Origin of the sequence: Thalassoglobus sp., from assembly GCF_048270125.1 — a bacterium.
In the GTDB taxonomy this organism is placed as follows: domain Bacteria; phylum Planctomycetota; class Planctomycetia; order Planctomycetales; family Planctomycetaceae; genus Thalassoglobus.
The window spans coordinates 23,673-43,584 of sequence record NZ_JBLWTN010000037.1; the positions used below are offsets into that span (position 1 = coordinate 23,673).

Consider the following 19,912-nt stretch of genomic DNA (forward strand, 5'->3'; position numbering starts at 1 on the left):
GGAGGAGTGATATGAATCTTCCTCGTCTGGCAGTTCATCGTCCGATTAGCACGATGATGGCAAGCATTATTATGGCGCTGCTCGGTTGGGTCTCGTTGACAGAGCTTTCTGTCGACTTGATGCCTGATCTTGAGTTTCCCACAGTCACAGTCACCACGCTTTATCCGGGCGCCGGACCAGAAGAAGTGGAGACGCTCATCACCAGACCACTCGAACAGGTCTTGAGTTCGGTGAGCGGGTTTGAGCGTTTGACCAGTCGTAGCCTGGAAGGGAGCAGCAGTGTCCGTGTCCAGTTTAAGTGGGGAGCGGATTTAGATGTTTCCGTCGATGAAATGCGACAGGCGATTGATAAAATCCGGCAGGCATTTCCTGACGATGTCGAGATGCCGTATCTGCGTCGCTACGACGCCAACGGTTCGCCGATCATCTATTTAAGTTTGAACAGTGAACTGGAAGTGACAAAGCTGACTCAGTTCGCTGAGAGAGCGATTATTCCACGGTTAGAACGTCTCGATGGCGTGGCTCGTGTTGGCATGCGGGGAGAGGTCAAACGAGAAATTCATGTCGATATCGATCGCGCGAAACTGGAGTCGCTTGCAATTGGTGTCGATCAGGTCGTTCAGGCACTCGAAGAAGGGAATGTTAGTAAACCGGCTGGCGATTTCGAAGAAGGGCATCTACATCGCCTCATTCGCAGTCGAAGTGAATTTCAGACATTGGATCAGATCCGGGACCTTGTCATTCAACGGACCTCCGGAACGGTGATTCGCGTAAAAGATGTTGCGGAAGTGGTCGACGGTCACGAACGAATTACTCAACGGACACGTACGAACGGTCGTGCGGGAGTGATGGTGTACGTGTTCAAACAGGCAGGGGCCAATACGATTCAAGTGAGCGACGACGTTCGTAAAGCTGTTGCCGATTTGAACCTCGAACTTCGCAAAGCCGAACTCGTCATCCGACTCGACAAGTCGGACTATATTCGCAATTCAATCTCGAATATGCAGTATTCCGCCGTGTTGGGGATGGGGCTGGCGATGCTGGTTCTGGTTCTCTTTTTGCGAAGCTTTCAAAGTACGTTGATCATCGGGATTTCCATGCCGCTTTCGGTTCTGGGAGCGTTTGTCCTGATTTACTTTTGGGGCTTTACGCTAAATATGGTCTCCTTTGGTGGTCTCGCCTTGGGGATCGGGATGCTGGTCGATAATTCTATTGTTGTGCTGGAAAGTATCTTTCGAAAACGGGATGAAGGGCTCCCTCGCAAGGAAGCTGCGATTGAAGGAACCAATGAAGTCGCGAGTGCAATTACAGCAAGTACCGTCACGACTCTCATCGTCTTTCTCCCGTTGGCGTTTGTGCATGGGATGACTGGCGTCTTGCTTCACCAGCTGGCCTTTGTCGTGTGCGGGGCGATGATTTGCTCTCTGTTTGTGAGTCTCACGCTGACACCCGCGCTTGCCGCTTATTTGCTGTCGGAAACAACAAAATCTACAGAACCAGTGAGCAACAGAAGTCGGGGGCGGAAGATTCTGCATCTGCTTGCAACTCCCGCCAAATGGTTGCATGCCTCTACGGAATTCATCTTTCAGTTCATCGAGCGCGTCTACGAAAGATTCCTCGAATTTGCTTTGAAGATTTATCCTGTGACGGCGTCTCTGTTGCTGATTCTCTTCGCTGCGATTCTGGGGCTCGTTCCTCGCGTCGGAACGGACTTCCTTCCTAAGACTGATGATGGGCGAATTGGAATTACGGGAGTGATGGCTCCGGGAATTCAAGTCGATACGCTGGATCGACAAACAAAGATCATGGAAGAAGTCGTTGCAACTGCAATTCCAGAAACCCTCACAAGCTCAGTCTTTATCGGTGATTCAGCTGATGATGGAGAAGACTGGAATGAAGCTCGGGTGATTCTGCAGCTTGTCCCACGGGACGAGCGAGAATCGAGTGCAGAAGAGATCCGTAAACGGTTTATGAAACATCTCAAGCCAATCCCCGGGATGAATGTGAACGCTCGTGTCTACAGCGGACTACCGATGGCCAGGATGTTCAACAGCAACGGAGAAGATAACTTAGCGATACTCGTCCGGGGTCATGATCGTACTACCGCGAATCAACTGGCTGATGCCGTGATGCAAGCGATGAGGAACGTGACAGGCATTGTGAATGTTGAAAAGCAGATGGACAAAGATCGTCCGCAACTTATGACTCGCATTGACCGTGCCAAGGCGAGCCATCTCGGCATCACAGTGCAGACCATTACAGACACGCTCGAAACGACCTTTCGCGGAACTGAAGCGACCGTCTTCCGAGAAGATGGCGACGAATACAACGTCCTCGTTCGATTCAATAAGGAGGACCGCTCACGGCAAGCAGATCTCGATCAGGTTTCTGTCACGACAGACACGGGACGACTTGTGCCTCTGGGGAATCTCGTCTCGTTTCAGCTTGGGAACACCCCACTGGCAATCGACCGGTTGGATCGTCAACGTGTGATCATCATTTCGGCTTCAGCAGAAGGGCGTGATCTGGGGAGTGTCGTTAGAAATCTTCGCGACGAAATTGCCAAGGTTCCGGTACCGGATGGATTTCAAGTCGATATCAGCGGCGACTGGGAAGAGCAACAGAAAAGTTTTGTTCTGCTCACTAAAGGATTTTTGCTCGCGGTCCTGTTGATGTATATGGTCATGGCTGCTCAGTTTGAGTCGCTCCGTGATCCACTTTTGATTCTGTTCACCCTTCCTCTGGCTGCCATCGGAGTCATTCTGGTCTTTGTTTTCTGGGACACGACGCTCAATGTGCAGTCGTTCATCGGGCTGATTGTGCTCGCAGGTGTGGTCGTGAACAATGCGATTGTTCTCATCGATTACGCCAATCAGTTGCGTGCTCGCCACCCGGACCTTCCAGCATTGGAGATTATCCGTAGGGCCAGTACCCGGCGTTTCCGTCCCATTGTCATGACGACATTGACGACTGTGCTCGGCATGCTTCCAGTTGCTATGGGAACAGGCGAAGGGGGAGAGCTTCAGGCCCCGATGGCCCGAGTGGTGATTGGTGGTTTACTCTCCGGTTCGGTGATCACTCTAATAGTTATTCCGCTCATCCTGCGTGTAACGATGAAAAAGGGAGAGCCAACTGTTGAGGAAGCAGAGCTACCGGCGATCGTGCACGAGAAAACAAAAACCCTTTCTGCAGTGTGACTTACGTTGTTTTTTGTCAAGGCTTTTGTAAGCTTGTACCTCGAAACTCGCCAGAGAAGGTGTTTCTCGTCAATATATTGAGGCAGGTGACTCAAAACGCTCTCAAGTGCGGGAATTGGTTCTGTCGAAAACGCAAAGCTGTGGCATGAACTGAGTTCCGACACTATTCTGTGGGGAACAGGATCACACGCCTCAACTTGCCTTTTGAGCCAGTTGCACTCACTTGGGGTCACCTTCTGTGAGTGCCGGACCTCGTATCAATCGTCGTGTATTTAATTCCAGGAAGATTCTGAGATGACGATCTCGGTTGAAGAGTATTTCGCAACACGTAAAGACGACCGCAAGAAAGAAACGCGGTATCTGAACGTGATCAACAAGGACTCCTGCACCAGCTGCCAATCCTGCGCAACTGTTTGTCCTGTCGATTGCATCTTTGAAGTTCCGAGCTCGATTCCTGGACAAAGCTACCACCAGATCGATACGTCACGCTGTATTGGTTGCCAGATGTGCTACCGCTCTCCAAGTGATAGCTCCAGCGTTTACCAACTCACGATTTGTCCCTGGAATGCCATCGACATGCTTCACAATCCGAATGTGAAGCCAGCTGAGCAGTCGAATTTCTTGCCATATTGGAAGGGATCTGAAGAGGATCTCCCCTGGCCGAAAATTGAAGAGTATGGCTACCAACTCCGCTTGGATGGCGAAGTCTTCCTCCCACTGGGTCGCGAAGACCTGCTTGAGATCATGGACTGGTTCACAAAGCCTGATTGGTTGTTCTCTGAAGATGGTGAGACGATCGCAATCGCATCAGTCACCAGCAGAGGCGAGAACAAGGTCCGCTACACAGCCTCAGAAGAAGGCCACGACCTGTTGGAGTGCATCTTTGACGACTGGCAACGAATCTTCATGGATTGATTCCTCACGAATCATCCAGCATTGAGTGCCAGCGAACTATTCAAAGTTGAGTGCCAGCGAATCTTACTGAAGTGTTGGAACTTCGCCGGTTGACCCAACGCCAAGCTTTCTCAGAAAAGGTTGGAGTACCACGAGCAACCCGATTGTTGCAAAGATGTGAATCGGGAACAGCACTGGGACGAGAAAGCGGCCCTCGACAGACCATGTGGCTGCGATTGCGAACAGGTTCATCGCAAAGACTGCTAGTAGAACTTTGCCGAGCGGAGTTCTCCTAATCGACCAGACTCCGAGGAGTGTCGGTACAAGCATGATCCACTGGCCTATCCCTCGTGGCCGGCATTCCTGATACATCTTGATTGGTGTGAGCAGGACGACTTTCATCGGATTGGCTCGAATCCATTTGAGTGCCTCCGCTTTGCTGTATTCAGCTTTGGCAATTTCATACTCAAGCTCCGACGCCTGTGGGTCTTTCACAACATCAAAAAAACCCTCGATTTCAATGTTGGGCCACACTCCTTTTGATTCCCAGATCGAATCACCAAAGCCTGCGGAGAGTTGGACAAGCCCTTGCGTTCCAAGGGGCATCATCTTTTCGGTTAGTTTGATGTTCCGGACCGCCCAGGGAGTAAGGACCACTCCGGTTCCAACCAGATAAAGAGTGACCGCAAGAACTGATTGGCGAAAATTGAATTTCAGCTTCCGAATGATCCAATAAAGTGTCAGGCACATTCCAGGGACCCAGAGAATCATCATCGTTCGTGCGAGCAGCGAGAAACCAAATATAAACCCGATGAGTGCTGAATACAGTAAGATTTCGGAGAGTTTAGCTCGCTGCATTCGTTGAAGTCGCAAGAGTGCGACACAGATGATCGATGTGAAAAATAACGACATCGGTTCCGTTAGAATTGCTCGCCCGTAAAGCCGTGTGCGGACGTCGATGACGATGAAAAGTCCGAGGGCAACAACGACACTTTGCCAACCATAGCGGGGATAGAGCGTCATCACGATCAGTGCCAGCGTGCCAGCCATGAAGCCTGCATCCATGATTCTCGTTGCCCAGAACTGCCTTCCGAAAAGACGGTTCAAGTAGCTGATGGCATATGGATAAAGTGGTGGTCGATAAGTGACCTCCCAGTGAGGCCGGGGTTCGAGTTTAAATCGCTCTGCTGTTTTCGCTGCAACATCATACGGCTCTCTAAACTCGGGGTCTTCGCTGTTCAGCACAAATCCGCGTCCGTGGGCAAGTTCCCAACCGATTGAGTCGTAGTCGACTTCATCACCCGAGGTCGATGGGGGACCGTTCAAATCAAATTTGAAGTGGTAGTACCCGACAAAAATTGTCCAGCATAGAATGAAAGAAAAGAGGCCGACGCACCAGTTCGGAGGTTGCCGGCTGGTTGGAGCTGTTTTCTGTGGAAGTGGCTCAATCATGCTTTTCTTCCAGACTGTAAAATTGAGCGGAGCGTCGTTTCCGCAGGAGATGAAGTGTCGACTTGGTGATAACGACAGTTTGTTTCGCCGGTCGTCTTTTTGAGATCGTGCAAAAACTGATTAAACTCTTCGAGATAGCCCGTCCGAATCGCCTGAGCCTGAATTTGCTGATCGCCAGAGCCTTCGAGGTCTCGAAACAGAACGGAGCCTTCAAACGGAAACGTCTTTTCTGCCGTGTCGAGTACGTGAAGGAGACGGACGTCGCATTTCTTGAGTTGCAACAATCGCAGCCCTCGCCGGAATGATGTCAAATCGCCAAATGCATCGGTCAGGAGAATCACAATTGACTTCTCTGGAACACGTTCGGCAGCTTTTGAAAGGCCGGTCCAGTTTTCGTCTTCAATACTTTTCGTCTTCTCAGCTTGGTGAAGTTGAAGGAGTGCTTCGAGTTGATTGATCAGCGTTTGTGTCCCGGCAGTTCCGTACAAAGGGCCGATAATGGATTCGATTGAATCATCAAAGCAGAGCAGGGCAGCCTTGTCTCTTTGATAACAGGTCATCCAGCCAATCGCTGCGGCCAGACAGGCTGCGTAGTTCAATTTGTTGAGCGGAGCTGATTGCGATCCGTAACGCATTGAGCCACTTACATCGAGGAGCAGCCAGGCCTGAAGTTGGTTTTCATCTTCGAATTGCCGGACATAGAATCGGTCTCGTTTGCCGTACAGCTTCCAGTCGAGAAACCGAACATCATCACCGGGGGAGTAATCACGGTGTTCCGCGAAGTCGACGGAGAAGCCGCGTTGATTCCCTCGATGTGTGCCGGTGAGAACACTTTCGACAAGAGAGCGGGCGCGCAGGGAGAGCGTCTCCATTTGCGCGAGGGCTTCGGGGGTCAGCAGGTCGGCGCTCACTCGCTTATCCAACTTTGGTGATGAAGCGTTTCAGAAAATTTTGAGACGCTTCGTCACCGGGACCGGGGACGATCTCGATAAGCTTTTGAACAATCTGCGCAGTGGTGAGTCCATCGGCCTCAGCGTTGAAGTTCAACACAAGTCGATGCCGCAGGATCGGCAGGAGCATTGCTTGGACGTTCATGGCGGTGGCGAGTTCACGCCCGGTGACTGCAGCATGTGCCTTGGCAGCCAGGACCAGCCATTCCGATGCTCTTGGACCGGCTCCCCAGCTCAGGTATTGGCCGATTTCATCAGGAGCTTCATTCTTTTGGGTTCGTGTTGCGCGAACGAGGGCGATGGCATAACGGACATCGTGCTCTGCCATCGGCATGCTATGAATGGTTTCCCGAAAGCGGACAAGTTGTTGCGGATCAATCACTTTGTTCAGGCTTGTGGTTTGACGAGACGTTCGCCGTTGTACAATTTCGAATTCATCTTCTTCATCAGGGTAGTCGACCTGGATTTCCAGCATGAAGCGATCGAGTTGAGCTTCCGGGAGAGGATATGTTCCCTCCTGTTCGATCGGATTCTGCGTTGCGAGAACAAAGAACGGATCGGGCAGAGAGTGTCGCTGACCGTTCGCGGTCACTTGCCGTTCCTGCATCGCTTCCAGAAGTGCCGCCTGAGTCTTGGGAGGCGTTCGGTTGATTTCGTCCGCAAGAAGGACCTGTGTGAAAATTGGCCCAGGAATGAAACGGAACTCACGTTGTCCGGTGGTGCGGTCTTCCTGAATCACTTCTGTCCCGGTGATATCAGCGGGCATCAAGTCGGGAGTAAACTGAATGCGGTTAAATGATAAAGCCAGCACATCGGCCAGCGATTTGACCAGCATTGTTTTTGCCAGTCCAGGCACACCAACAAGAAGAGAATGTCCACCGGAAAGAAGCGAGATCAGGATCTGATCAATCACGTCTTTCTGGCCAACGATGACCTTCGAAATTTCCTCGCGTAACTGATCGGTTGCAGCTTGCAACTCTTTCAGGTCTTCAAGGGTGGGTGAGCTTTGGTCACTGGTGGTCATATTCAGTTTTTGGGTTGAATTCGCGACTCTGAAATCACTCAACCATCATAGCTGTTGACCCTGACTCTTTTGAACTCACCCGGACTTGAATCTCCCGTTTCGCCGGACACTTCATCAGACACATCCTCTGTTCGAAGTCAGTTCCAACGCCACTCTTGGTGGTGAAAAAGTGATTGTGGTTGCAGACTTATCTAGCGAAGTTAAACTCAATGTCCCACCATCCCTTAAGGATCCCACCATGATTGCCTCCCGAAGACGCTTCCTCGCACAATCCGCTGCAACATCTGTTCTCGCTCTTTCATCGCTGAGCCGCAGCAATTTGCTCGCACAAGGAAGTGCGGTTTCGGAAAACCACTATGAAGTGGTCGACGTGAAACAAACCACGGTGAAGCTGGAGTATCGACCAGCTCCTCGGCGGAATATGGATCGTGAACTTCCTCACTGGCGATACACCGAATTTTGCGAGGTTCAACTCAAGTCGCAAGTCACCGGAACGGGTGAAACACTGCTCTATTACAACTGGGGCGTCCCTTCCGATCTCGATGTGAAGCGGGTGATCGGCAGAAGTGCCATTGAAATGATGTGGGATGATACGCTCGGCTCCGGGTTGCAAATGGCGCTTTTTGATGCCGTCGGCAAAACAGCTGGCGTCCCGGTGCATGCATTGATGGGACAGAAGGTGCATGAGAAGACACCGCTCTCCTGGTGGAATATCGATACCATCGCTGAAGACATGGCGAGCGAATGTCAGTTGGCGGAGCAGTCAGGATACCGATGGTATAAAACCAAGGGGCGTCCCTGGTTTGATGTCTTCGCCCAAATGGACGCTGCCACAAAACTCGTCAGCGAATCATTTAAGATTGATATGGATTTCAATGACACCTTGCGCGACGCCGACCGCGCAATGCCAATCTTGGAACGTCTCGCTGAATATCCGCAAACCGACATCTTCGAGTCACCCATACCGCAATCGATGGTCCGGGACAATCAGCGAATCACGAAAAAGACCGATGTGAAAGTTGCGATGCACTATGGAGACCCTTCTCCAACAACTGTCGTTCGGTCAAAGTGTTGCGACGGGTTTGTAATCGGAGGTGGAGCAACGCGAGTCATCTCGCGAGGACGTTTTTGTGAGCAAACAGAAATGCCGTTCTGGTTGCAGCTTGTCGGGTCTGGAATGACCGCAGCCTTTTCGCTTCACTTCGGTGGAGCGCTGGAGCAGGCAGTCTGGCCGGCGGTGAACTGTCATCAATTGTACGAGGACGATTTGTTAGTTCAGCCAATTCAGGTCGAGGAAGGTTACGCGCGAGTTCCCGATGCGCCCGGAATTGGTTACGAACTCAACCGTGATCTTGTCGAGAAGTTGAAAGTGCCGAAGCCGAAAAGACGGCCCGAGCCGCAACGCCTCATTGAAACAAGCTGGCCCGATGGTCGAAAGATCTACACTGCAAGCAACGGCAAGGTCAATTTTATGCTCGATGCCGCCAATCGCGAACGTTATCCATTCTTCGAAGATGGTGCCGACACTCGTCTTGTTGAAAATGACGGCAGCGACCAGTGGAAGCGGTTGTATGAATCTGCCAGGAAAAAAGGCCCCATCGCGGGATAGTCACGCCCGAGCATGCTTCAATTTTAGCTGTACACTTCAAGTGTTCGGGATATCAAGAAAGTTCTACGATTGTCAGTGACCTGCAACTGACGATAAAATTGCAGGGTGCGCTTCCCAGGTTGGAATGCCAGTTCAATTGGAATTGAGACAGCAATGCTAAGAATTGAAAGCTCAGGTCGGCAGCAACTTTGCGATGGAATGAATCGCCGTCGATTTATCGAAGTTGGTTCGCTGAGCGCGTTTGGCCTCGGACTGGGATTGTCTGGGCTGCTGAAGCATGAAGCGACCGCTGCAGAATCAGGCACGTTTCAACAACAGTCGAAACGTTCTGTGATCATGATCTGGCAGCATGGTGGCCCATCGCAGCTTGACACCTTCGATATGAAGCCGCTCGCTCCTGCGGAAATTCGTGGCCCGTGGCAGCCGATTGCCTCATCGCTTCCAGGGTTAGATGTCTCAGAACTTTGTCCTGAACAAGCCAAAGTGATGGACAAATGCTCGGTGATTCGAAGTTTCTCGCACGGGAATGGAGATCACTGGGCGGCAGCTCACTGGATGTTGACAGGTCGATTGGGGGCAAACGGGTCAGACCGTGCACCGCGTCAGCCATCAATGGGGGCAGTCGCTTCGCACTTGCTCGGTCCTCGCCTTCCGGGGGCGCTGACTTCGGTCAATATGAACGATGGTGGATTCGGATATCACGGCGGTGCGTGGATGGGTGTTGCACGGAATCCGTTCCGATACGGAGAGTTCAGCTACGGAAACGAAGCGGGGCGATTGCCGACCGGTGATCACAAAAGCTTTTCACTCAGCGACGGCTTAACGCAAGATCGGGTGATGAATCGTGTTGCGTTACAAAATCAGATGGACCAGCTGAAGCGGAAGATCGATACGTTTTCAACCTTTGATCAGCTTGATGACGTCGACTCTCAAGCACTCGATATTTTGATGTCGGGTCGTACACGCGAGGCGTTCAACCTGGATGCTGAAGATCAGAAGACGAGAGACCGCTACGGTGAAGGCTGGGGCGAGCAGGCTTTGTTGGCTCGGCGTTTAGTGGAAGCGGGCGTTCGATTTGTTTCGTTGAATACCGGGTACTGGGATGATCACAGTAATATCAAACGTGGTCTCGATTCCAAAATGCCCCGGCATGACCGCGCCGTCGGTGTGCTGATTCAGGATCTTGCAGATCGCGGTATGCTGGATGACACTCTCGTTATCTCCGCTGGCGAGTTCGGGCGCACACCAAAGATCAACGGGAACGCCGGTCGAGATCACTGGCCACAGGCCCAGAGCATTCTGCTCAGCGGCGGCGGTTATCGACACGGGCAAGTGATTGGCAGCACAAACGCCAACGCTGAATACCCGACTTCTCGCCCCGTCGGAGTCGAAGACTTCTGCGCCATCGTTTACCGCGCACTCGGCCTCAACGTCGACGACACCATCATCGACCCCTCCGGCCGCCCAGTCCACTTACTCCCCAGCGGCGTCGTGCCACGAGAACTGATTTGAGGCTGTAGCAACGTCCCGTGATTTCCCGGAGGTGGCACGCCCAGCACGAAACGTAGTGGAGTAATGGGTGTGGCGAATGCCGAGTTGACGTGGAATGATTCAGCAACATATGAGCGAAGAAGAGAGTCAAGTCGTTCAACCACAGGCAAGACATACTTCAGCAAAAGGCGACCGGTGACATCACCACTTACACCTACGAATGCCAGCTAGTAGAATGGGGGGAGTTCGTCGATCTATGTTAATGGTGGGACACGAGATTTACTTATGAAAGAAATGATACCCTTTGAACAAAGTACTACGAGAACGTAACCCACCAAATCGTTGTTCAAATTCCCTCCCCCCCCTACGTCTCTGGCATGGGGGCGAATTCAAACAATCCGAGTAAGCCGTTATGATGCTCTGTGATGTTGGGTTACGCGAATTTCCACTTGGAACAGAGTCACCAGAATCGATTCAAGCCGTTTCTTGCAGTCACAGCAGGCTCTCATTCACTTCACCCCCAACCTACGTCACTGCTTGCGAAAATACGCCTTGTCGTTATTTGAGTCGTGAACTCTCATTTTATTCGAGACCTTGTCGATGATTGAGTCTCTACTTCGTGCTCGCCACGCCCATCCTTTCGCTTCGCTCCAGTCTGGGCCGTGCCACCCAATCCAACCGAACAAGTCGGTCGGGCCACCCTGCCGCTTACTGAAAGCCAATTAAGGAGAGTGAAAAATGTCACGTAAAGATAGAATTCCTAAGTCGCTTGCAGGCAAACTACGCGACTTGGACGATCATGTATTTCTGCTTCGCTCAAATATCAACGGTTTGAAAAACGGGGAATCTGCTCATGTAAAACAAATTGCTGCAGAATTAAGAACGTTGATTTGTTTTAGTAGTGGGACAGAAGGCTTGCTGTGGCGATTAACTCAGGCTCTGAATGTTAGTGATGAAATTTACGTCTCGGCACCATACGCTATTGACCGAGAAAATCCAATTACTCATTCAATGAGTTTTTCATTATTTCACATACAGAGAGGAGAACTCGTTCCAGAAATGTTCCATCCACAGGTTCACTCACTCAAGGAGATCGTCAAAGAATACGAAGCAATATATTTGTCGTCCTTGAAAGATAAGTTTATTACGCATGAATTGTTGATAAAATCCATTGCTCAGCAGATGGGGTCTGCACATGAAGATGATGGCATAGATTCCGATTTAGTAAGATTGCTAAATGTGCAAGTAAATGGAAATCCGTCATTTTTAAACATTTTATTGATAGATGCCGAGTTCACTCTTGAGATCGCAGAACGAGTTCTACAAGAGTCTTGCAGGAGTGGGGTTTATAAAAGGAAGCTTCGAAAGACTGGTGACGGTGATTTAGCTGTCGTGCTTAGATACTCATTGATCGATGATTTTGTGTCTCGTTGCAAAGCATTTTCAGCTAAAAGTTTTATAACTGGGACAGAAATTAATGTCTACTGGACATCGACTGGTGTTGAATTAATTGTTGAAAGATACGGTTCTGAAGTGTTTGGTAGTTCAATTAAAACAACTACCGACGATAAGGAAGTTTTCTTTGTGATGAATTATTCTTCGAAAGTACAATGTGGTAGTGTCTCTGTGGATGGTGAAACGGTTATATCAGAGATTGATTTACCTATTGGATGGATAGAAGCAAGGGATCTTCATTTTACTTGGCACGACAAGATCGCTAATTATTATGTTTCGCCAACATTTCAGGTGCTATTGTTTGGAAGATGCTTGCCTAATAATGAGAGGATAGGTGATAGATTGCTCTCTATGTCAGAATGTCTTCAGTTTCGAAGATTAGAACTGAAATAGGGACAGTCGCTACTGTCCCTGGCAATCAGTCCCCAGCCATCCGTTGCGCGGACATCGATCAGATCGTAAACGGTTGAACTGACGAACACTTTCGTGTGTTGCTCTTAGTAATTCTGGTAGTGGTCCCTCAGCTAGTGAAACCAAGGAATTGCTGGGCAACACGACTTCTCCAGCGAGTCGGCACGGGTGGCACGCTCAGACTGGAGCGGAGCGTAAGGATGGGCGTGGCGAATTTCGTGTTGACTCTCGTTCTTCCACCATTGGTAATGTTCTATCCATCTGAAGCGGGACGTTTTCTTCTCCTGCATACCTGCGCCGGTTTCCAGTGTTGAAAGTACCCGAAAGCTCTCCTTCGCTTCACCCAACCTGCGTCACTGTTGATGGACCTCTCCGTATTGTAGAATGTTGAAACTGCATTCGCACGGCTCACAGAGACCGGGGCACGCAGTCCGCTATGAGCACTGCCAACCTGCGCCTGCCCACCTTCACTCACAGATCGGAACATCATGACGTCGAGCGAGTTCCAACATCGGTTTGAATCGACTCGCTGGACGTTAATTCAAGCTGCGAATCGGGGGGCGGATTCCTCATCGGTGAATCACGCCCTGGCGGAACTCTGTGAAATCTACTGGTTTCCTCTCTATGCTTTTTCACGCAAACAGTAATCGTAGGTTGGGGTGAAGCGAATGAAAGAACGTGATCCTATGCAACGTTGAAGTAGAAAGGAAATGTTGCGTTGATCACAGCAGGGATTCGCGGAACCCAACATTTAGAGCCTTTGAATTCATGTCGAATTATCGTCGGTCGAGAATCGGTCAAGTCTATTTCTTTACGGTGGTCACGAATCGTCGAGCACCGATTTTGACCACCGATCTTGGAAGGAGATGTCTGAGCCAATCGATTCACGAAGTGCGGGGTGAATTGCAATTTAAAAACGTGGCGTTTGTACTTCTACCTGATCATATTCATGCGGTCTGGGAACTCCCATTGGGTGAGACGGACTATTCGACTCGCTGGAAGCGAATCAAAGCAACATTCACAAAGAAGTGGCTGAAAGCCGGAGGGAGCGAGCAATGGAAATCAGCCAGCAGGGAAAGCAAGGGAGAACGTGGCATCTGGCAAAAACGCTTCTTCGAACATACATGCAAAGATGAGTCGGGCTTGAAACGTTGCGTTGACTACATCCACGTGAATCCTCTCAAGCATCAACTCGTATCACGCGTTCGAGATTGGGAATGGTCTTCTTTTCATCGCTATGTTGAAGCCGGAGATTATGACATTAACTGGGGAAACGCCAATGATTGGTACGGAGACGAATTCAAACATTTCGAGTAAGCCACCATCGCGCTCAGCAATGTTGGGTTCCGCTAATCTCCATTTGAAACAGAGTTGCCAGAATCGATTCAAGCCGTTTCTCGCAAACAGAGCAGACTCTCATTCGCTCCACCCAACCTACGAGTACTTTGAGTGACATCGTCGCATCAACATTCTTGAGCATATCGCTTGTGCAGGGTGGTGAAATGCTGGGCGTTGGCGACCGGTGAGAGTCTCTCTGAAATCATTCTCACACATTGGATTTCTTAAGCGTGGAGTCCATGAAAGTTTCAATGATACCACAGGAATTGTGCGAGATTTTGTTTCTGGCTTGCGCTGTGGAAATGTGAAAACGGGGCTGGATACTGGAATTGGTATGTCGTTTGCTTATTCCTGTTTTACAACCAGATGATTCAAGAAAGCGCTCCCTCCTTGAATCCTTTCCGCACTTGCGGACTCTTTCTCCCCGAAGGAACTCTCAATGTTTACGCGTCACCGATCACGTGGTTTTACTCTTATCGAACTTCTGGTGGTCATTGCCATTATTGCGATTCTGGTGGCACTGTTGCTGCCAGCCGTACAGCAGGCTCGCGAAGCGGCACGACGAACTCAATGCAAAAACAATTTGAAGCAGTGGGGACTGGCTCTTCACAACTATCATGACACAATGAATGTCTTTCCACCGGCTCTGCTGAATTCCGGACGCTACGACGATGCGAATTACTATGGTGCAAATCGTCCAGGGGTTTTGAACACCACGGGCTGGGTGTTTCTCTTGCCATATATTGATCAGGCGGGCTTGTATAACCAGTACGACTTCAATGCCTGCTCGAGTATGTCTTCGCCGTACGGGCATCCTGTTCAGCAGACTGACGCCGTCAACGCAGAGGCAGTCAGTACGAAACTCACTGTGTTGGAATGTCCGACAGCTGGGATTGAGACCTCAGACTACGGAGCAGGAACGACGACCTTCTATTCACGCAACGATGTGAATCGGGCGAATTACTTCTTTGCGACTGGGTATTTCACAGATTACAGCTCGGACTATGGAGCAAACAGTGGAGATCCGCGTCTTGGTGCGTTCGGGAACAACGGTGCTGCCCGGATGCGAGATCTTCGCGATGGGACCTCACAAACGGTTCTGATTGGAGAGGGTGTCGGAGGACCTGAGTATAAACTTTCTGAGCACTACGGTCCCTGGGGGCTTTCTGGAACTCATACCTCGGTACATGGTCGCGTTGTGAGTGGAGATGACATGCGGGATCCGGCATCGTTCACACCCTACTCATCAAACTGGCACTTGAATGCAGCCTACAACAATGACTCACTAGGCAGAAGCTATGCCTGGGTGTTTAACAGCCTGCATACCGGTGGAGGACAGTTTCTCATGGGGGATGGTTCAGCCCGTTTTCTCAATGAGAACATGGACTATAAAACGTTCTGCTATCTCAATTACATCCACGATGGAGAAGTGGTTGGAGAATTCTAGAGAAGTTTGCTCTAACGTGTGCCCGTCAAGAACGCATCTCTCTAGAACCAGTCCGAAAACCTCTGGAATAGCCACTTTCCTCAACGTTTGAGAGAGCAATTTCAAGTTTCAGGATCAGTTCTAGTAAAAATGCTTTTCGCCACGAGGTAGATCCTGCAAAGCAATTTGAAAGATGCTCTAAACGCTCTGCAACGTCAGTTTTATACACGATGAAATTTTTGCATATCAGATTCGAATAGGAAAATTACAATGTTGCGGTTTCAAAGTTACCTGCCATGGGGAATGATGCTTTGTGCTCTTGTCCTGGTCGGTTGTGGTTTCAATGCGAATTCATCGATGGTCCCGGTCTCCGGGAAAATCTTGGTCGATGGTGTTCCATTGCAGAACGCGGAAGTTCACTTCTTCACGGATGAGCAATCGAGTTCCGCGAAAACAGATGAGGAGGGAAATTACGAGTTGATCGCCGGAACTCTGCCGGGTGTGAATAAAGTCTATGTGACCAAATGGGGGGGGGATTTGTCGCTGTTCGATCCGACTGAAGGACTCGACGCAGGTCAAATGGCCGCCGCCGCTGCCGTTCGGCCAGTCGGTCGAAGAGCACGCACCAATTCTAAAACACCAAAGCAGGTTCTACCTGCGAAGTATAGCGATCCTGTGAAAACAGAGTTGAGAGTCTCTGTTCCGGAAAGCGGCTTGGAAGGAGCCGATCTACAATTGACGTCCAAGTAAACTGTCGAATCGTTTCAACAACAAAATAGGGAGCCGTCCTATTAGGGGGGCTCCCTATTTTTAATTCTAAGCATGAGGATCAATTCGAAAGAGACGCTAGGGCATCTTTCGAATTGGTTTGCAGGATCTGCCTCGTGGCGAACAGCATTTTTACTAGAGGAATGCGTTCTTCACGGGCAAACGGTAGAGCAAACTGCTCTAGACCTTAGCTGATTTCTTTCACCTCGTAACCTTCACGGTATTGGCGTTTGAGGAGTTCATTTGCTCCGTAGGCGTGGTCGCCTTCGAATTGTTCGGTTTCGGGGTTGTGCGTGAGGATGGGGCTCATCTTGATTTCACCGCTGTTGATGGTAATCCCGAATGGCTTGAGGTTCTCTCGCATGTTCTCCTGGAGCATGTGCCAGGGTTTGAAATCGGGAGCGATACTGCGGACGGTTTCTGCATCGTAGGCTCCTCCGACGCGTGAGGCGACGTTCGCCAAATTGCACCAGCCGGTTGAGATATGTCCCGTTTCGACTTCAGCGTTGAGGCTGTCACGGTCGCGGGATTTGATGGCATCGAGGAAGTTTTTCTTGTGCAGGGTGTTGATGTCGCCCCCCTTGAAGACTTTGATCTCTTTTCCATCTTTATCGACAGCGACTCCTTTTCCACGTTGACCAAGGTAGTAGCCTCCTTCACACGCGACGACGTATCCGGAACTTGGTCCGTTCATCGGGCGGTCTGCTTTTGAACTCCATCCGCCACGCTCACCCGGAGCTTTGTTGAGATTGCTCAACGCGATGATGGTCGGGAACGAGCCGGTGTCAAAGTAGACATAATGCACGTTGGGAGAGTCACCCGCATCGTTCCAGACGACACGTCCGCCACAAGAGAGGATTCGTTTTGGTGTGGTGACGGAATCCTGATAGGCGACGTTGCGCACATCGTCGAGGACGTGGACTCCCCAGTTCCCCATCTCACCCGAACCGGTGTTCCAGTCCCAGTGCCAGTCGTAATGAAACTTGTTTCGATAGATCGGCTCATCTTGTGCCGGTCCCAGCCAAAGGTCGTAATCAACTTCCTTCGGAATCGGCAATGGTGTGTCGCGTTTCCCTATGCTGGCACGTGGTCCGAGCCGGTTCGCTTGCGCATAGATAATGTTTCCGAGTGCTTTTTCTTCGTGCAGGAATTTCTTCGCTTCGGCCTGCATGGGATCGGAACGTTGTTGAGTTCCGAGCTGGACGATTTTGTTGTACTTCCGAGCGGCGTTTACGACTTGTCGGCCTTCCCACTGGCTGTGGGAGAGTGGTTTCTCGACATAGACATCTTTGCCAGCTTCCATGGCCCAGATCGCTGCCAGGCAGTGCCAGTGATTGCAAGTCGCGATGGCGACGGCATCGACGTTCGGATCATCGAGGAGTTTTCGGAGATCTTTGTACGAAGCAGCCTCGTATCGTTTCGCGGCATCGCTGGCGTGCTTTTCATCCGGGTCAGCGACGGCGACAACGTTTGCTCCAACTGCGCTTTGGAACCCTTGAGCGAGCGCATTCCCACGTCCGCCAAGACCAATGACGCCGATGCCGATTTCGCTATTTTTGTTGACTGCTTGTGCTGAGGCAATCTTCGAAAGTGCTGGGAGGGAACCGGTGGCCAACGCTGCCGTGGCGGTCGTCTTGAGAAAACTTCGCCGTGTACTATTAGACATTGGTATTCCTTGATCTGAGGAAGTTTTGGTTGTCGCGTCAGAGTTGAATCGGTCGGGGGAGCCGGAACGTTCAGCCCATTGATTTATTCTACGGGATCCGAACCAGTTTTGACGAGTTTATCAGCGGAAACTCATTGATCGTGACGAATTCAGGGTTTCTGAATGAGCAGTGTTTCCTTCTCCCAAAATTTGGATCGACAAAACTCCTATTGCATCCAACTTGTTCATGAATTCGCATTTGCCTATTCTCACAAATATGTGATAATCGTCACATTCGACATCTTTCAAACACTTTACATTCGCTTCTCATTTCGAGAAGCGATTTCAAATCATCGATGAGGGGAACGGAGTGAAACCACTCTTCACACAATCATATTTTAGTCATGTTTCCACCTCCTGTTTTGTGGCGTTGTTCTCGCTTGCTTTAGGAGCGAACAGCCTTGCTCCCAGTGAGGCCGCTGCTCAGGAGGAAGAAATCCGAGTGATTTCAGGACTGGGCAGTTCTGAATTGCTCATCGGAGATCTGGAGCACATCGTTTCGAAGGTTGCAGGTCGGGATGATTCGTTTCAAGACAACATTTTCCCGAACATCGATATCTTTCTGTACGGTGTGGACCCCGCAAAAGGAGTCCGGCTTGATCCGATTTTCAGTGAAAAACACGGAATGGAACTTCAGCTGATTGTTCCTATCGCAGATCTGGATGAGTTTCTGAATGACAATCTTGATCCGATTGGCATCGAATCGAAAAGGGATCGCCGTGATCGTGACCTTTATGAACTCAGCGGGACTGTTTATGAAGGATGGCTGCGTTCCTTGAAAGACCCGGAATACATCGTGATGTTTCCGCGAAAGGAAGCCATTCCAAAAGGAATGGGGCACCCAGCGAAATTGCATGAGGAATTGGTCAAGAAGGGCTATCTGCTATTTGCGAAACTGGATAACTCCAAGAGCAAGCTCGAGACCCGCAAGTCTGCATTTGAAAAGATGCAAACAACGTCACTGGATGGAATTGAGAAACGTCCTGACGAAACTGAAAAGGCTTATGAACTCAGGAAAGCGGTTCTCAAGCAACAATTGAGTGTGTTGCAGCAGTGGTTTGTCGAGAGTCAGGAAACTGTCCTGGGCGGCAAGCTTGATCGAGAAAAGAATGTCGCGCTGACTGAGTTATTCTTCTCTGCAATCGAAAAGACACAGTTGCAAGAAGATATTCTTCGCGTTCGTGATGAACCGAGCTATTTCACACCTGTCGAAACCGTCGAGAAATCGCTACTGGCGACTCGTGTCAATTTCATGTTCAGTGACGATGTCGTCGCCAGCTTGAAAGAGATTTATCAACTTTCAGAGACGGTTGCGAAGGAACAGGTCGAAGAAGACAAGTCGGTTTCGGAAGGTGAGAAAAAATCTCGCATCCGGTCTGCAGGGCTACTGAAGGAAGTCCTGCAACAGAGTGCTGAATTAGGCGTTCTCGACGCGTTCCTCGATATTATCCCATCTGGTGATGCTCACACTTTTCTGGTCGGTGTTCGCTGCCAGGGACAGGAGCAAATTCTGAAATCAATTGACGAACTCCCGGCGTCTCGCGAAGGCTGGAAAGTTGAGAAAGATGTCGCAGAAGTTGAAGGTGTGAAGATCCATAAGCTCGACTTGGGAGCGAAAGCCCCTAAGGCACTTGCCGAACTGTATGGCGAATCGCACGGAGTCATTTATCTGGCAGCCAGCGACAAAGCTTTCTGGATGGCATTTGGTGCGACTGCCAAAGATGAGCTTTCCAAGAGGATCAAAGCTGTTCGGACTGCGAAAGACGTGAAAAGTTCAAGTGTCGTCTTTTCGATGGAAGCTCAGGTTGGCCCACTCGTGAAATCAATGAACAATCTGTTCAAAGACGAATCGAGCGTGATTGGGGAAATGGTGAATCGACGACAAGCCAGTCGTGCGGAGCGGAAGAAAGTCAAAGGGGAAGAGAAAACGGACGAAGCCGAAGGTGATCGTCCTGCTCGGCAGGCAGCCGGAGCCTTTTTGACATTTGACTGGGTCGACAAAGTCGTTGGCACCATGGAAGGTGAAAATGACACAGTCAGCTTGATGATGAAAGTGAATGAAAAAGGCGAGATCATCGGGACAGGCAAATTGCATCAGGGAATCCTGAAAGCAGTCGGCGTATTGCTAGCCAACTTCGCAGACGAGAATCTGCAGTAGTCCTTGAATTCGTGAATAATCTCTGAGAATCCCA

Annotated in this window: 13 protein-coding genes; 9 read left to right on the top strand and 4 right to left on the bottom strand. The window is 50.3% G+C overall.

Translation table 11 applies throughout. The features are described from left to right. Positions 1-11 precede the first annotated feature (11 nt). On the top strand, positions 12-3,197 hold the full coding sequence (locus ACN0YR_RS23325; protein WP_417851617.1) for an efflux RND transporter permease subunit: 3,186 nt from the start codon (positions 12-14) through the stop codon (positions 3,195-3,197). Between the two features lie 294 nt (positions 3,198-3,491). Continuing rightward, a complete protein-coding gene (locus ACN0YR_RS23330; RefSeq protein ID WP_417851618.1) occupies positions 3,492-4,112 on the top strand; it encodes a 4Fe-4S dicluster domain-containing protein in 621 nt (206 codons plus the stop codon). Between the two features lie 63 nt (positions 4,113-4,175). On the opposite strand, the gene ACN0YR_RS23335 is transcribed toward ACN0YR_RS23330, so the two are convergent. Genes ACN0YR_RS23335 through ACN0YR_RS23345 form a run of 3 tightly spaced genes read right to left on the bottom strand, consistent with a single transcriptional unit; the run spans position 4,176 to position 7,517 of the window. Next, a complete protein-coding gene (locus ACN0YR_RS23335; protein WP_417851619.1) occupies positions 4,176-5,543 on the bottom strand; it encodes an ArnT family glycosyltransferase in 1,368 nt (455 codons plus the stop codon). Continuing rightward, positions 5,540-6,454, bottom strand: coding sequence for a DUF58 domain-containing protein (locus ACN0YR_RS23340; RefSeq protein ID WP_417851620.1), 915 nt, complete (start codon positions 6,452-6,454; stop codon positions 5,540-5,542). Before ACN0YR_RS23340 ends, ACN0YR_RS23335 begins: the two co-directional genes overlap by 4 nt. Before the next feature lie 4 nt (positions 6,455-6,458). Further along, the gene (locus ACN0YR_RS23345) at positions 6,459-7,517 is read right to left on the bottom strand and encodes an AAA family ATPase (RefSeq protein ID WP_417851621.1); all 1,059 of its coding nucleotides are present in this window, start codon (positions 7,515-7,517) and stop codon (positions 6,459-6,461) included. A 238-nt stretch (positions 7,518-7,755) separates the two neighbouring features. Here ACN0YR_RS23345 and ACN0YR_RS23350 point away from each other — a divergent pair, with 238 nt between their 5' ends. From ACN0YR_RS23350 to ACN0YR_RS23375, 6 genes are all read left to right on the top strand, one after another. Beyond that, positions 7,756-9,126 carry an enolase C-terminal domain-like protein gene (locus ACN0YR_RS23350; protein WP_417851622.1) on the top strand — a complete coding sequence of 457 codons (1,371 nt, stop codon included), beginning with the start codon at positions 7,756-7,758 and terminating at the stop codon, positions 9,124-9,126. Between the two features lie 153 nt (positions 9,127-9,279). Further along, positions 9,280-10,638 carry a DUF1501 domain-containing protein gene (locus tag ACN0YR_RS23355; RefSeq protein ID WP_417851623.1) on the top strand — a complete coding sequence of 453 codons (1,359 nt, stop codon included), beginning with the start codon at positions 9,280-9,282 and terminating at the stop codon, positions 10,636-10,638. Between the two features lie 717 nt (positions 10,639-11,355). Further along, positions 11,356-12,465, top strand: a complete 1,110-nt coding sequence (locus ACN0YR_RS23360) for a hypothetical protein (protein WP_417851624.1) — start codon at positions 11,356-11,358, stop codon at positions 12,463-12,465. Positions 12,466-13,251: 786 nt separating this feature from the next. Next, positions 13,252-13,800, top strand: a complete 549-nt coding sequence (locus ACN0YR_RS23365; protein ID WP_417851625.1) for an REP-associated tyrosine transposase — start codon at positions 13,252-13,254, stop codon at positions 13,798-13,800. Between the two features lie 460 nt (positions 13,801-14,260). Next, positions 14,261-15,268, top strand: coding sequence for a DUF1559 domain-containing protein (locus ACN0YR_RS23370; protein WP_417851626.1), 1,008 nt, complete (start codon positions 14,261-14,263; stop codon positions 15,266-15,268). 249 nt (positions 15,269-15,517) lie between these two features. Beyond that, a complete protein-coding gene (locus ACN0YR_RS23375) occupies positions 15,518-15,997 on the top strand; it encodes a hypothetical protein (protein WP_417851627.1) in 480 nt (159 codons plus the stop codon). A gap of 205 nt (positions 15,998-16,202) precedes the next feature. On the opposite strand, the gene ACN0YR_RS23380 is transcribed toward ACN0YR_RS23375, so the two are convergent. Next, positions 16,203-17,681, bottom strand: a complete 1,479-nt coding sequence (locus ACN0YR_RS23380; protein ID WP_417851628.1) for a Gfo/Idh/MocA family protein — start codon at positions 17,679-17,681, stop codon at positions 16,203-16,205. A gap of 349 nt (positions 17,682-18,030) precedes the next feature. Between ACN0YR_RS23380 and ACN0YR_RS23385 the strand changes: the two genes are divergently transcribed. Continuing rightward, positions 18,031-19,878, top strand: coding sequence for a hypothetical protein (locus ACN0YR_RS23385; protein WP_417851629.1), 1,848 nt, complete (start codon positions 18,031-18,033; stop codon positions 19,876-19,878). The last annotated feature ends 34 nt before the right edge of the window (positions 19,879-19,912 follow it).

Coding starts and splice junctions, on each gene's coding strand:
- ACN0YR_RS23325 (WP_417851617.1), top strand. CDS start 12: ATGAATCTTCCTCGTCTGGCAGTTCATCGTCCGATTAGCACGATGATG.
- ACN0YR_RS23330 (WP_417851618.1), top strand. CDS start 3,492: ATGACGATCTCGGTTGAAGAGTATTTCGCAACACGTAAAGACGACCGC.
- ACN0YR_RS23335 (WP_417851619.1), bottom strand. CDS start 5,543: ATGATTGAGCCACTTCCACAGAAAACAGCTCCAACCAGCCGGCAACCT.
- ACN0YR_RS23345 (WP_417851621.1), bottom strand. CDS start 7,517: ATGACCACCAGTGACCAAAGCTCACCCACCCTTGAAGACCTGAAAGAG.
- ACN0YR_RS23350 (WP_417851622.1), top strand. CDS start 7,756: ATGATTGCCTCCCGAAGACGCTTCCTCGCACAATCCGCTGCAACATCT.
- ACN0YR_RS23355 (WP_417851623.1), top strand. CDS start 9,280: ATGCTAAGAATTGAAAGCTCAGGTCGGCAGCAACTTTGCGATGGAATG.
- ACN0YR_RS23360 (WP_417851624.1), top strand. CDS start 11,356: ATGTCACGTAAAGATAGAATTCCTAAGTCGCTTGCAGGCAAACTACGC.
- ACN0YR_RS23365 (WP_417851625.1), top strand. CDS start 13,252: ATGTCGAATTATCGTCGGTCGAGAATCGGTCAAGTCTATTTCTTTACG.
- ACN0YR_RS23370 (WP_417851626.1), top strand. CDS start 14,261: ATGTTTACGCGTCACCGATCACGTGGTTTTACTCTTATCGAACTTCTG.
- ACN0YR_RS23375 (WP_417851627.1), top strand. CDS start 15,518: ATGTTGCGGTTTCAAAGTTACCTGCCATGGGGAATGATGCTTTGTGCT.
- ACN0YR_RS23380 (WP_417851628.1), bottom strand. CDS start 17,681: ATGTCTAATAGTACACGGCGAAGTTTTCTCAAGACGACCGCCACGGCA.